This window comes from Streptomyces xinghaiensis S187 (genome assembly GCF_000220705.2).
GTDB classification, from domain to species: Bacteria; Actinomycetota; Actinomycetes; order Streptomycetales; family Streptomycetaceae; genus Streptomyces; species Streptomyces xinghaiensis.
Genome location: NZ_CP023202.1, coordinates 5,459,386 through 5,472,360, shown reverse-complemented (window position 1 = coordinate 5,472,360; position 12,975 = coordinate 5,459,386). Strand labels below are relative to the sequence as shown.

The window sequence follows — 12,975 nt, the reverse complement described above, 5'->3', positions numbered from 1 at the left end:
GTTCCCAGGAAGCACCGGGGAGCGCCGCCACGTGGTCGCGGACCGTGCTCTCCGCGTCGAGCAGCGGCCCGGGCCGGCTCCCCGCCGCTCTTCGAGCGCTCCGCGGCGACCTCGCACGTCTCCGTCCGGCCACGCGATCCGTCCCTCCGGAAGGCGTGCGGTCCCGCGACCGTGTCACGGACGGCCGGGCACGGGCCGGGGCGGCATGCCGCAGTACGGAGCCGCCCTTTCCGGACGCGGACGGTCAGCCCGTGGTGTGCTGCGCCGCCGCGCGCTGGGCCCGGTCCTTGCGGAAGTGGAACCAGGCCATGTTGGAGGAGACGCCCGCCATCATGACCCAGAGGACGCCCAGCCAGCTCCCCTCGACGAAGGAGACCACCGCCGCGGCGGTGGCGAGCAGGCAGACGGCGAGCGAGAAGAGGGCGAGGCGGGGCATGGCGGTCGGCTCCTCGGAGAGCGGGTGCGACGAACCCGGCCATTGTCCCCCACGCCCCTCCGCCGCCGTCCTCCCCACCCCCTCACGGCCGGGACCGGCCGGCGCGGATCACGGCGGCGGAGACCACGGCCGGAGCCGTGGACCGAGCGTGGCGGCGGCCGGACTCAGACGTCGGTGATCCGCAGCCCGGCGTGGGCCTTGTACCGGCGGTTCACGGAGATCAGGTTGGCCACGAGCGATTCCACCTGGTGGGCGTTGCGCAGCCGGCCGGCGAAGACGCCGCGCATCCCCGGGATGCGGGCGGCCAGGGCCTGGACGGTCTCGCAGTCGGCACGCACCTCGCCGAGCACCATCACGTCGGTGTCGATCTTCTCGACCGCCGGGTCCTGGAGGAGGACGGCCGAGAGGTGGTGGAAGGCCGCGGTGACCCGGGACTCCGGGAGCAGGGCGGCGGCCTGCTCGGCCGCGCTGCCCTCCTCGGGCTTGAGGGCGTAGGCGCCCTTCTTGTCGAAGCCGAGCGGGTTGACGCAGTCCACGACGAGCTTGCCCGCGAGGTCGTCGCGGAGGGCCGTGAGGGTCGCGGCGTGACCGTCCCACGGCACCGCGACGATCACGATGTCACTGCGGCGGGCGCACTCGGCGTTGGCCGCGCCCTCGACGCCGTGGCCGAGCTCACGGGCCACGGTCTCCGCACGCTCGGCGGCCCGCGAGCCGATGATCACCTTCTGCCCCGCCCGGGCCAGCCGGTAGGCGAGTCCGCGGCCCTGGTCCCCGGTGCCGCCGAGGACGCCGACCACCAGGCCGGATACGTCGGGGAGCTCCCAGGGGTCCTTGGCGGGGGCCTTCTGCGCTGCGTCGGTGGAGTTCATGACAGCGATACTGTCACACCCGGCCCGGCGCTTCGACGCCTCCGGCGCCGCTCCCGCGCCCCGGACGGAATGCCCCGGGGGACCGCCCCCGGGAAGACCGCAGCCCGGCGCCGGGAGCCGTCCCGCCGGGCGGGTCCCGCGGTCCGCACCGCTCGCCCGGTCCCGTCCGGGGGAACTTCGCCCGACCGGCGGGCGCGGGGCTCCGCGGCTGGTACAGGATGCGCGCATGGACGCCGTACGAGTGGCCCTGCTGCGCGACGTGCTCGCCGGGACGGCCTGGCTGGACGCCACCCGGTGGTTCGCCGGGGCGCTGCGCCGCTCCGTCGATCCGCGCGGCGGCGGGCTGCTGCTGGTGGGGAGCGCGGGGTACGAGCCCTGGCATCTGGCCGCCCATCTCGACGACGAGGCGGCCCGGTCCGGACTCCCGCAGCTCTCCCCCACGCTGGTGCGGCACCGGGTACGGCCGGGCGCGCCCGCGCATCTGGCGGTCGGGCCCGCCCGGCTGGAGGCGGTGCGGCGGGGCGAGACCCTGCTGGTCGTCACCCCGGACGAGCCGGGCGAACACCTGCTGGAACGGGTGCGCGGCGCCCGCCGCGCCGGGGCGACCGTGCTGGCCCTCGACGGCGGCGACCGGGATCTGCGGTCGCTGGCGCACGAGACGCTGACCGCCCCGGGGGCGGGGCCCGCGCCGGCCGGGGTGCTCGGCCTCGACACCGTTCAGCATCTGGTGAGCGCGGCGGCCGGTGAGACCGGGCTGCCCGGGCCCCGCGGCCGGCGCCGCTTCCGGGACCGGCTCTCCCGGCTGGCGGAGGGGCTGATGATCCCGCCGCCGTCCGGCTGGTAGTCCAGGCGCCGGCGGGCCGGACCCGGGTGGGCCGCCCGGGCCGCCCGGGCCGCCCGGCCCGGCTCAGCCCCGGCCGCCGGCCGGACCGTTCTCCGTCCCGTCCCGGTCGTGCCAGCGGGGGTCGGTCTCCCATTCGGTGTTGCGCTCCGCGGCCGTCTCCATCGCGTGCTCGGCCTCGGGCCGGCTCCCGTACGGGCCCATGCGGTCCTTGGCCGGGCACTCGGGCCCCTCCTCGACCTTCCCGTGCTTGAGGCAGTAGTACCACTCGCCCGCCTTGCCGGCCGGACGGTTCCTGCTGAACAGCGCCATCGAAGGGCTCCTCTCCTCGCGGCCGCTCCCGGCCGCCGCGGGCGGCCTTCCGGCCGCTCTGCCGCTCATGTTGCCCGAGCGGCCGCGGATACACTCGCCGCATGTCTGGCCAGTCGCTGCTTGTCCCCGGGACGCTGTCCCCCCGCCGTTCCGTACCCGCCTCCATTCCGCGCCCCGAATACGTGGGCAGGGACGCCCCCACCCCGTACACGGGATCAGAGGTGCAGGACGCCGAAACGATCGAGCGCATGCGGATCGCCGGGCGCATCGCGGCCCGCGCGATGGAGGAGGCCGCGCGGCACATCGCGCCCGGCGTCACCACCGACGAACTGGACCGCGTGGCGCACGAGTACATGTGCGACCACGGCGCCTACCCCTCGACCCTCGGCTACCGGGGCTACCCCAAGTCGCTCTGCGCGTCCGTCAACGAGGTCATCTGCCACGGCATCCCCGACTCGACCGTGCTCCGCGACGGGGACATCGTCAATCTGGACGTCACCGCCTACATCGGCGGCGTGCACGGCGACAACAACGCCACCTACCTCTGCGGGGACGTGGACGAGGAGTCCCGGCTGCTGGTGGAGCGGACCCGGGAGGCGCTGAACCGGGCGGTCAAGGCGGTCCGGCCCGGCCGGCAGATCAACGTCGTCGGGCGGGTCATCGAGTCGTACGCCAAGCGCTTCGGCTACGGCGTGGTCCGGGACTTCACCGGGCACGGCATCAACAGCTCCTTCCACTCCGGCCTGATCGTCCCGCACTACGACAGCCCGCACGCGACCACGGTGATCAAGCCGGGGATGACCTTCACCATCGAGCCGATGCTGACGCTGGGCACCCACGAGTACGACATGTGGGAGGACGGCTGGACCGTGGTCACCAAGGACCGGAAGCGGACGGCCCAGTTCGAGCACACCCTCGTGGTGACCGAGTCCGGCGCGGAGATCCTGACGCTGCCCTGACCCCCCGGCTGCCGCACGCCCCGTCGGCCTGCCGCCGCCGCCCGCCGCCCGCCCGGAGCGCGCCGGACGGGCGGCGGGCCGGCGGGAAGTGGCCGCGGGCCGGCGGGCGGACTTCCCGACAGCCTGTCGGAAACCTGTAGACTCGCGCTGCGGGCCGGCGCGAGCGGGCCCGGAGCAGACCCGAGCAGACGCCAGCCGGCGCCCGCGCCTCCGCCGCACCCCTCGCGGAGAGCGTGGCGGCGCACCGACCCGCCCGCACCGGTCCCCGGAGGCCCGCCATGGACGCCCCCAGCAGCACGCCGTTCTCGACCCTGATCCGCACCGCGTCGCACGCGCAGCACACCGAGGCCGAGAACTCCGCCTTCATCGGCGACATGCTCGCCGGCCGGCTGGGCGTGGAGGCATACGCGCTCTACACGGAGCAGCTGTGGTTCGTCTACCGCGCCTTGGAGGAGCAGGCGGACGCCCTCGTCGGCGACCCGGTCGCAGGACCGTTTCTCCGCACGGAGCTGCGGCGGGTCCCCGAGCTCGAACGTGATCTCGACCACCTCAGGGGCCCCGGCCGCCGGGCCGCCGCGGTACCGCTGCCCGCCACCGCCGCCTACGCCGCGCGGATCACCGAGGTCGCACGGGAGTGGCCCGCGGGCTATGTGGCCCACCACTACACCCGCTACCTCGGCGACCTCAGCGGCGGCCAGATCATCCGCTCCACCGCCGAGAAGACCTGGGGCTTCACACGCAAGGGCGACGGCGTGCGGTTCTACGTCTTCGAGGGGATCGGCAACCCGGCCGCCTTCAAGCGGGAGTACCGCGAACTGCTGGACGCCCTGCCGGTGGACGACGCCGAGAAGGAGCGCGTCGTGGACGAGTGCCGGCGCGCCTTCGCCTTGAACACGGCGCTCTTCCGGGAGCTCGGCGACCACTTCGCGCGGCGCGTGGAGGACCCGCTCAGCGCGTGAGCCCCGCCCCGGCCCCCGCGCCGGGGGCCGTATCGGCACGCCACCCGCCCCGGCGCCGTCCGCCGCGCCGACGGCGGGCACGCGCTTGCGGAATCCGCGCCCCTATACCATCTCCGGCCCTGTGACGGCAGCGCAGGGTGGGTCTTCACGCCAAGAAGTGAATTCCGGGGATATCCCCGAGCAAAGTTCTTCAAACAGCAGCGGACGTACAGACGTTTGCCATACGGTCAGACGTACGTAGGCGCGTGGCCTTTGGGGAAGGGTACGCGCGCCGTCACGGTCGCGCTGTGCCAGGGGGGTTCATGCGGCATATCGGTATGTCCAAGGCCAGATCGGTGACGGCCTCCGGCGTCCGCGGAGGGAGGTCACCACACCGCCGGCGCAGTGGCAAGGCGCGGTGGTATTTACCCGCGGCGCTGGCCACCGACATCCTGGGGGTCGCGCTTCCCGTGGCCTTCGTCTTCGCCGGTTCGGGGCAGCCACATCCCGTACCGGCTGCTCTGGTCGGGGCGGCTCTGTGGACCGTCGTCCGCGCCGCCCGCCACCGCTACGGATCCGGCGCCCTCGGCGAATCGCGCGGCGTCATACCGGCGCTCCACGACTGGCTGACGCTGCTGGGCCTGCTGGCGGTGGTCCGGATCGCGGCCGGTGAGACGTCCGATCCCGTGACGGCCCTGTCGGCCCTCTCCTTCGCCCCGCTGCTGACGGCTCTCTGCGGCAAGGTCACCCACCGGCATCTGACGCGGCAGCGCCGCTCCGCGCAGTCGGTGCACCGGGTGCTGGTGATCGGCGAACCCGCTTCCGCCGACGAGGTGGTGGAGCGGCTCGCCTCCCGTACCGACCACGCCTACGTGGTGACCGGGGTGGTTCCGGTCGGCAGCGCCCAGCTGACCTCCGGGGTGCCCGCCCCGGCCCGCATCGGCTCCGCGCCGCCCGCGCGGGGCGAGCAGGACTGGGTTCCGGTGCTCGGCGCCGCCGAGCAGCTGGCCGCGGATCTGGTGCTGGTCGTGCCCGGCCCGCGGATCAGCGGTGAGCGGCTGCGCCGGCTGTCCTGGGCGCTGCACGACTCGGGGCTGCCGCTGGCCCTGGCGCCCGGGCTGACGGACGTGGCGCCGCGGCGCCTGCGGACCAGCACGGTCGCCGGGCTGCCGCTGCTGCACGTCGCCCCGCCGCACCGCCAGGGCGCGCAGACGGCACTCAAGGCCGCCCTGGACCGGACCGGCGCCGCGCTCGGCCTGCTGCTGCTCGCACCGGTGTACGGGCTGCTGGCGCTGGTGATACGGCTGGACTCCCCGGGCCCGGTGCTGCACCGGCAGACCCGGACCGGCCTGGACGCCAAGCCGTTCACCATGTGGAAGTTCCGCACCATGGTGGTCGACGCCGAGCGGCGGCGGGCGGAGCTGGCCGCCGCCAACGAGCAGGACGGCCCGCTGTTCAAGATGCGCCGCGACCCCCGGGTGACCCGGGTGGGCCGGTGGCTGCGGCGCAGTTCGCTGGACGAGCTGCCGCAGCTGGTGAACGTCCTGCGCGGCGAGATGTCGCTGGTCGGGCCGCGCCCGCCGCTGCCCGACGAGGTGGCGCAGTACGACGAGGTGGCGATGCGGCGGCTGGCGGTCAAGCCGGGGCTCACCGGGCTCTGGCAGATCAGCGGCCGGTCCGACCTCTCCTGGGACGAGAGCGTGGCGCTGGATCTGCGCTATGCCGACAACTGGTGCCTCCGCGGGGATCTGGACCTGCTGGCCCGTACGTTCCGCGCCGTCGTCGACGGACGCGGAGCGTACTGAGCGGAGTGGTGCCGAGGTGCGAGCAGTGAGCGGTCCGCCGGGCCGCGGCCGCCGGGGAGACCGGGGATCAGGCCGCGGCGCCGGCGCGCCAGCCGGCGTAGACGGCCGCGATGCCGTCGCGGAGCGGGATGCGCGGCTTCCAGCCGAGGGCGGAGATCCGGGAGATGTCCAGCAGCTTGCGCGGGGTGCCGTCGGGCCTGGTGGCGTCGAAGGCGATCCGGCCCGGGTAGCCGGTCACCTCCCGTACGGTCTCGGCGAGTTCGCGGATCGTCAGGTCCTCGCCGCAGCCGACGTTCACCGGGTCGTCGCCGTCGTAGGAACGCAGCAGCACCGCGCAGGCGGCGGCGAGGTCGTCCACGTGCAGGAACTCCCTGCGCGGGGTGCCCGTGCCCCAGAGGGTGACCTCGGGGGCGCCGCTCTCCTTCGCCTCGTGGAAGCGGCGGATGAGGGCGGGCAGGACGTGCGAGGTCTCCAGGTCGAAGTTGTCGCCGGGGCCGTAGAGGTTGGTCGGCATGGCCGAGATGTAGGAGGCCCCGTACTGCCGCCGGTAGGCCCGGACCTGGGTGATGCCGGCGATCTTGGCGAGGGCGTACGGCTCGTTGGTCGGCTCCAGCGGGCCGGTGAGCAGGGCGTCCTCCCGGATCGGCTGCGGGGCGAGTTTCGGATAGATGCAGGAGGAGCCGAGGAAGAGCAGCCGGCCGGTACCGGCCGCGTGGGCACCGGCGATGACGCTGAGCTGGATGCGGAGGTTGTCCTCCAGGAACTGCACCGGATACGTGCTGTTGGCCATGATTCCGCCCACCTTGGCGGCGGCCAGCACCACGGCGTCCGGCCGGACGTCGCGCAGAAAGCTCTCGGTGCGCGCGGCGTCGCGCAGGTCGAGTTCGTCCCGGCCGCGGGTGACGACTTCGTGGCCGTCGGCCGTGAGGCGGCGGGTGACCGCCGATCCGACCAGGCCGCGGTGGCCGGCCACGAATATCCGGGCCGTTTCCGGCAGCAGTTCATGCGTCGTCTGGGTCATGTCCCGGATTCTGCCAGGGCATTCCGCGCGTAGCACACCAAACCGGAAAACACCGAGAACCGCGGGACCACGGACCGCACACCACGCACCACGCACCACGTATCGCAGCACCACAGCACCGCAGACGGGGGAACGGCGGAAGGCCCGCCCGGCCCCGCGCCGACCGCGGGGGCCGTACCGCCGTACGGCCCCGTCCCGAGGGGGGAACGACCGATGAACACGAACGACACCGCGCAGCCCGGGGGCAGAACCGCGCTGATCACCGGCGTCACCGGGCAGGACGGCTCCTATCTGGCCGAACTGCTGCTGTCGAAGGGCTATACCGTCCACGGCCTGATCCGCCGGTCCTCGTCGTTCAACACCGAACGCCTGGACCACATCTACCAGGGCCCGCAGGAGCCGGGCCGCACCCTCGTCCTGCACCACGCGGACCTCTCGGACGGGGTGGCGCTCGTCAACCTCCTCCGCGATCTGCGGCCGGACGAGGTCTACAACCTGGGCGCGCAGTCGCACGTCCGGGTCTCCTTCGACGCCCCGCTCTACACCGGCGACGTGACGGGCATGGGCTCCCTGCGGCTGCTGGAGGCCATCCGGGCCAGCGGGATCGACACCCGCATCTACCAGGCCTCGTCCTCGGAGATGTTCGGCTCCGCCCCGCCGCCGCAGAACGAGCGGACGCCGTTCCACCCGCGCAGCCCCTACGGCTGCGCCAAGGTCTTCGGCTACTGGGCCACCGTCAACTACCGGGAGGCATACGGCCTCTACGCGGTCAACGGCATCCTCTTCAACCACGAGTCCCCGCGCCGCGGCGAGACCTTCGTGACCCGCAAGATCACCCGCGCGGTGGCCCGGATCAAGGCGGGCCTGCAGGACCGGCTCTACCTCGGCAATCTCGACGCGGTGCGGGACTGGGGCTACGCCCCGGAGTACGTCGAGGCGATGTGGCGGATGCTCCAGCGCGACGAGCCGGACGACTACGTGGTGGCCACCGGGCAGGCCGGCAGCGTACGGGAGTTCGTGGAGACGGCGTTCTCCGCCGCCGGTCTGGACTGGTCGGAGCACGTCCGCTTCGACCCCAAGTACGAACGCCCGAGCGAGGTCGACGCGCTCATCGGGGACGCCTCCAAGGCGGAGTCGCTGCTCGGGTGGAAGGCGCGCGTGATGTGGCCGGAACTCGCCCGGATCATGGTGGACGCCGACCGGACCCAGCTGGAATCGGAACTCTCCGGCACCGCCGTGCGCATCGACCGGTGAATCGGCGGATGATGGGCCGGGCAGAGCGGGTAAGTCCAACGGCCAACAAACGGCAATGAGTTCAACCGAAGTGGTGACCGGCGGAAGGGCTACGGCCTACTCTCGCCAGCTAGAGGCGGCCGCTGGGCCGCGTTCGGGTAAGAGCACAGCCCGGGGGGGCACATGCGCACAGTGGGGGTCTACACGGCTGCCTTGTCTTTGGCGGCCGCATCGCTGACGGGACTGGGGACGGTGACGGCGGCGCCGGCCGCCGCCCTCACCCCGCCCGTCGGCATCACCGCCGACGATCTGCCGACCTGGCAGACGAACGGCATCGTCTGGGCGATGGCGGAGGCCGGCGGGGTCGTCTTCGCCGGCGGTACGTTCTCGGCCGTCAGACCGCCGGGTACGTCCGCCGGCAGCAGCCAGGAGCAGCAGGCGGTGAACTTCACCGCCCTCGACGCCGCGACCGGCGCGCCGACGGACTGCGAGCTGTCCTTCACGGTCGGCTCGGGCAGCGCGACCGTCCGGGCGCTGGCGGTCTCGCCCGACGAGGAGACGCTCTACGCGGGTGGCTTCTTCGGCGCGGTCAACGGCGTCCCGGTCAGCAGCCTGGCCGCGATCGACATCGACACCTGCACACCGCGGACCGACTTCAGGCCCTCGGTCAACGCCACCGTCCGGGCCCTGGCCGCCACGGACGGCGCCGTCTACCTGGGCGGCGACTTCCAGACCGTGGGCGGCCAGTCGCGGAGCCGCTTCGCCGCCGTCTCCACCGGCGGTGACGTCCTGCCGTGGCGGGCCGACGCGGACGAGCCCGGCCGGGCCGTCGAGGTGACCCCCGACGGCGAAACGGTCGTGCTCGGCGGCGACTTCTTCACCGTCAACGACGAGGACTCGCACGCGCTGGCGGCCGTGGACGCCTCCACCGGAGCGGTCGAGAAGAGCTACCCGCTCGGCTTCTTCCCGCAGACCTCCGTGGTGAAGGACATCTTCGCGGACGCCTCGGGCGTCTACTCGGCCAGCGAGGGCAGCGGCGGCGGCGTCTTCGACGGGCGCGTCGCCTACGATCTCGGCACCCTCGACCAGCGCTGGCGGGACACCTGCCTGGGCGCCACCCAGTCCGTCCAGACCCACCAGGACGTCCTCTACAGCGGCTCGCACGCGCACGACTGCAGCAGCATGGGCGCCTTCCCCAACCAGGAGCGCTACCACCTGCTGGCCCAGTCGGTGAACGATCCGGAGCTGCTCGGCTGGTTCCCGGACACCAACGACGGCCTCGGCGAGATGATCGGGCCGCGCACCATGGCCGTCTCCTCGTCCGGCGGCCGGGACTTCCTCTGGGTCGGCGGCGAGTTCACCACCGTCAACGGCGACGGCCAGCAGGGCCTGACGCGCTTCGCCGACAGCCCCGACACGGGCGCGCCGCCGGTGCCGCAGACCGAGGCGTCGAGCACCGCGCCGGGTTCGGTCACGGTCCGCTGGCAGCCGAGCGTCGACCTCGACGACAGCGAGCTGACCTACCGCGTGTACCGCAACGGCTCGTCCACACCGGTGCACACCGTCAGCGCCTCCTCCAAGCCGTGGTCGCAGCCGCAGCTGACGTTCACCGACACCGACGTCACCCCGGGCTCCACCTACACCTACCGGGTCAGTGCGAGCGACGGCACCAACACCAGCTCCCTCTCGCCCCCGCGGTCGGTCACCCCGGCCCTCGCCCCCGAGGCGTACGCGGAGAAGGTGCGCGCCGACGGCGCCGAGCTGTACTGGCGCTACGACGAGCCGTCCGGCACCTTCGCCGCCGACGCCTCCGACTCGCAGAGCGCCGGCATCCACCGCGGCGGCCCGGCCCGCGCCGTCACCCCGGGCGCCGTCCCCGGTACCGGCACGGCCGTCGGCCACGACGGCGTCGACTCGTACACCTACAGCGACAAGCGGCGGCCCCGGCCGGACGCCTACTCCATCGAGACCTGGTTCAAGACGGACACCACGGCCGGCGGCATGCTCGCCGGTTTCGGCGACCGGATCCTGCAGAACAGCTCCCGGCACGACAAGCACGTCTACATGACCGACTCCGGCCGGCTGATCTTCGGCGTCACCAGCGGCTGGACGCGGACCATCACCACCCCGGGCTCGTACAACGACGGCGAGTGGCACCACGTCGTCGCCACCCAGGGCAGCAACGGGATGCGCCTCTACGTGGACGGACAGCTGCGGGCCAGCAACCTGCTGGTCGTCAGCAGCCGGGACTTCGAGGGCTACTGGCGCTTCGGCGGCGACAATCTGCGCGGCTTCCCGAGCCGCCCGAGCAGCGACTACTTCGCCGGGCAGCTGGACGAGTCCGCCGTGTACCCGGGCGTGCTCAGCTCCGCGCAGATCGAGGAGCACCACGAGCTGGGCACGGCGCCCTCGGACACCGTGACCGCGGTGCAGCCGGTGGCCGACACCTACGTCAACCAGCAGGCGGCGAGCACCAACTACGGCGGCACCGGGCAGCTCGCGGTGCGCGGCTCCACGGCGTACGAGGCGTATCTGCGCTTCCCGCTGCCGGAGGCGCCGGCGGGCCAGGTGCTCAAGGCGGCCGCGCTGCGGGTGCAGCTGACCTCCGACTCGTTCGCCGGTTCCGGGGACCCGGCCCGGATCGTCCCCGTCACCGGCGCGTGGACCGAGACCGGCACCACCTACACCGGCCGCCCCGAGCTGTCCTCAACCGTCCTGGGCACACTGACCGGGGCCACCACCCCGCAGGGCACCTACTCCACCCTGCTGGACACGGCCGAACTGGCCTCCCGGCTCGGCCAGGACCTGGACATCGCCCTGACGGGTGACGGCACCGACAGCCTGTGGCTCTCCTCCCGGGAGGCCCCGGGGACCGCCGGTGACCCCACCCTGCTGCTGACCTTCGGGGCACCGTGAAACGCCACGGTGCCCGCCGCGGCGCGGCCGTCACGCTGGTGACGGCCGCCGCCGTGCTGCTGGCGGGCTGCGGCGGAGGGGACGGCGGCAGCGGCGCCGGGGACGGCCGGAACGGCAAGGACGGCAGGGCCGGCAAGGAGGAGCGCTCCGGCGCGGCCGCCGGCCCGTCGGCCCCGGCGGAGGACTCCAAGGGCCCGGACGCGGGCGGTGTCCCGTCCGGCCCCAAGGAGCCGGTGTCCGAACTCACCCCCGTCACGGGGTCGTTCAGCAAGAAGGAGAAGAAGTACCTGGCCGGGCGGGTGCCCAGGGGGCAGGACCCGGCGGCCGTCCTGGAGGGCGGGCAGGAGGCCTGCGACCGTCTGGCGTTCCTGGAGCGGCGGAACGAGGACATGGCGGTCAGCGCGCTGATCCTCGGCGAGATCCGGGGCGCCCGCGACGCCGTCACCCACCTCTGCCCGCGGCGGATGCCGCTGGTGGAGGCCGCCGACCGGGGCTTCCCCGACGGCGAGTTCACGGTCGGCGAGCGGCGGAAGGCGGGGAGCACCATCGTCCCCGGCCGCTACCGCTCCCCCGGCCCGGGCCCGTCCGGCGCGGGCACCGGCGGTGACGGCGACGTCGAGGAGTGCGTCTGGCGGATCACCGGGGCCGGCGGCAAGAAGCTGGACTCCGGCTCCGGCCGGTCCCAGGGCGGGGACATCGAGATCACCATCCCGGCGGCGGCCCGCGGCTTCAGTTCCGCGGGCTGCCACAGCTGGCTGAACCCAGGAGGCACAGGGTGAGCGCCAAACTCCCCATCGTCGTGGCGATTCCGACCAAGAACGAGGCGGAGAACATCGCCGCCGCCGTCGGTTCCGTCATGGGCCACTTCGAGGCGGTGGTCGTGGTCGACTCGGACAGTACCGACGACACCCGCAAGATCGCCTCCGGACTCGGCGCGGAGATCGTGCCGTACGAGTGGGACGGCAAGTACCCCAAGAAGAAGCAGTGGTGCCTCGACCACGTCCGCCCGGAGATCCCCTGGATGCTCTTCCTGGACGGCGACGAGACGCCGAGCCCGGCGCTGCTGGCGGAGCTGCGGCAGGTCTTTTCCGAGCCGGTGGCGGAGGCGGCCTTCGACATCCCGCTGGGCTACTGGTTCGCCGGGCAGCGGCTGCGGCACGGCTACACCATCGTCAAGCGGGCCCTGATGGACCGCAACCGCTGCTACTTCCCCGTGCTCGGCGATCTCGACGCGCCGGGCATGGGCGAGCAGGAGGGCCACTACCAGCCGATCGCGGAGTCGGTGCGGCGGCTGCGCTCCCCCATCGAGCACGAGGATCTGGACCCGGTCCGCACCTGGTTCGACCGGCACAACCGGTACTCCGACTGGGAGGCGTGGCTGGAGCTCCACCCGGAGGTGCGGGAGGAGATCCGGCTGGCCAAGACCCGGCAGGGGCAGCTCTTCCACAAGGCGCCGTTCAAGCCGCTGGTGTCGTTCGGCTACGCCTACTTCTACAAGCTCGGTTTCCTCGACGGGCGGGCCGGTCTGGACTACGCCCTGGCGATGAGCTTCTACCGGTGGCAGATCGGGCTCAAGACGCGGGAGGGCCGGCGCACGGGGCGCACCGGCTGAGGATCCGGGCCCCGCGTCCCCTTCCGGGCGGCC

General features: G+C 73.4%; 12 protein-coding genes. 8 read left to right on the top strand and 4 right to left on the bottom strand.

Translation table 11 applies throughout. The annotated features are described in order from the left end of the window. Nucleotides 1-244: 244 nt before the first annotated feature. Nucleotides 245-436, bottom strand: coding sequence for a hypothetical protein (locus SXIN_RS23370; protein WP_019709349.1), 192 nt, complete (start codon nt 434-436; stop codon nt 245-247). A 164-nt stretch (nt 437-600) separates the two neighbouring features. Further along, nucleotides 601-1,305 (bottom strand): NADPH-dependent F420 reductase, encoded by a 705-nt coding sequence (gene npdG / locus SXIN_RS23365; RefSeq protein WP_019709348.1) that lies wholly within the window; start codon nt 1,303-1,305, stop codon nt 601-603. Nucleotides 1,306-1,531: 226 nt separating this feature from the next. Here npdG and SXIN_RS23360 point away from each other — a divergent pair, with 226 nt between their 5' ends. Next, a complete protein-coding gene (locus SXIN_RS23360; RefSeq protein WP_095757474.1) occupies nt 1,532-2,149 on the top strand; it encodes a hypothetical protein in 618 nt (205 codons plus the stop codon). A 63-nt stretch (nt 2,150-2,212) separates the two neighbouring features. Here the strand turns inward: SXIN_RS23360 and SXIN_RS23355 are convergent, their stop codons facing one another. Continuing rightward, a complete protein-coding gene (locus SXIN_RS23355; RefSeq protein WP_019709347.1) occupies nt 2,213-2,458 on the bottom strand; it encodes a hypothetical protein in 246 nt (81 codons plus the stop codon). Between the two features lie 101 nt (nt 2,459-2,559). On the opposite strand from SXIN_RS23355, the gene map reads away from it, so the two are divergent. The 3 genes from map to SXIN_RS23340 all read left to right on the top strand — a co-directional run bounded on the left by map (nt 2,560) and on the right by SXIN_RS23340 (nt 6,160). Next, a complete protein-coding gene (map, locus tag SXIN_RS23350) occupies nt 2,560-3,417 on the top strand; it encodes a type I methionyl aminopeptidase (protein ID WP_039821595.1) in 858 nt (285 codons plus the stop codon). Nucleotides 3,418-3,695: 278 nt separating this feature from the next. Then, entirely contained in the window at nt 3,696-4,376 is a 681-nt protein-coding gene (locus SXIN_RS23345) for a biliverdin-producing heme oxygenase (protein WP_019709345.1), read from the top strand. Between the two features lie 302 nt (nt 4,377-4,678). Further along, nucleotides 4,679-6,160: a sugar transferase gene (locus tag SXIN_RS23340; RefSeq protein ID WP_238153842.1), complete on the top strand. Its 1,482-nt coding sequence runs from the start codon at nt 4,679-4,681 to the stop codon at nt 6,158-6,160. A gap of 67 nt (nt 6,161-6,227) precedes the next feature. Here SXIN_RS23340 and SXIN_RS23335 read toward each other — a convergent pair whose 3' ends face one another. After that, nucleotides 6,228-7,181, bottom strand: coding sequence for a GDP-L-fucose synthase family protein (locus tag SXIN_RS23335; protein ID WP_019709343.1), 954 nt, complete (start codon nt 7,179-7,181; stop codon nt 6,228-6,230). A gap of 213 nt (nt 7,182-7,394) precedes the next feature. Between SXIN_RS23335 and gmd the strand changes: the two genes are divergently transcribed. The 4 genes from gmd to SXIN_RS23315 all read left to right on the top strand — a co-directional run bounded on the left by gmd (nt 7,395) and on the right by SXIN_RS23315 (nt 12,942). Then, the gene (gmd, locus tag SXIN_RS23330) at nt 7,395-8,435 is read left to right on the top strand and encodes a GDP-mannose 4,6-dehydratase (RefSeq protein ID WP_019709342.1); all 1,041 of its coding nucleotides are present in this window, start codon (nt 7,395-7,397) and stop codon (nt 8,433-8,435) included. Between the two features lie 162 nt (nt 8,436-8,597). Further along, nucleotides 8,598-11,330 (top strand): LamG-like jellyroll fold domain-containing protein, encoded by a 2,733-nt coding sequence (locus tag SXIN_RS23325; RefSeq protein ID WP_050930873.1) that lies wholly within the window; start codon nt 8,598-8,600, stop codon nt 11,328-11,330. Next, a complete protein-coding gene (locus SXIN_RS23320) occupies nt 11,327-12,109 on the top strand; it encodes a hypothetical protein (RefSeq protein WP_019709340.1) in 783 nt (260 codons plus the stop codon). The genes SXIN_RS23325 and SXIN_RS23320 overlap by 4 nt, the downstream gene beginning before the upstream one ends. Further along, on the top strand, nt 12,106-12,942 hold the full coding sequence (locus SXIN_RS23315) for a glycosyltransferase family 2 protein (RefSeq protein WP_019709339.1): 837 nt from the start codon (nt 12,106-12,108) through the stop codon (nt 12,940-12,942). The genes SXIN_RS23320 and SXIN_RS23315 overlap by 4 nt, the downstream gene beginning before the upstream one ends. Nucleotides 12,943-12,975: the final 33 nt, after the last annotated feature.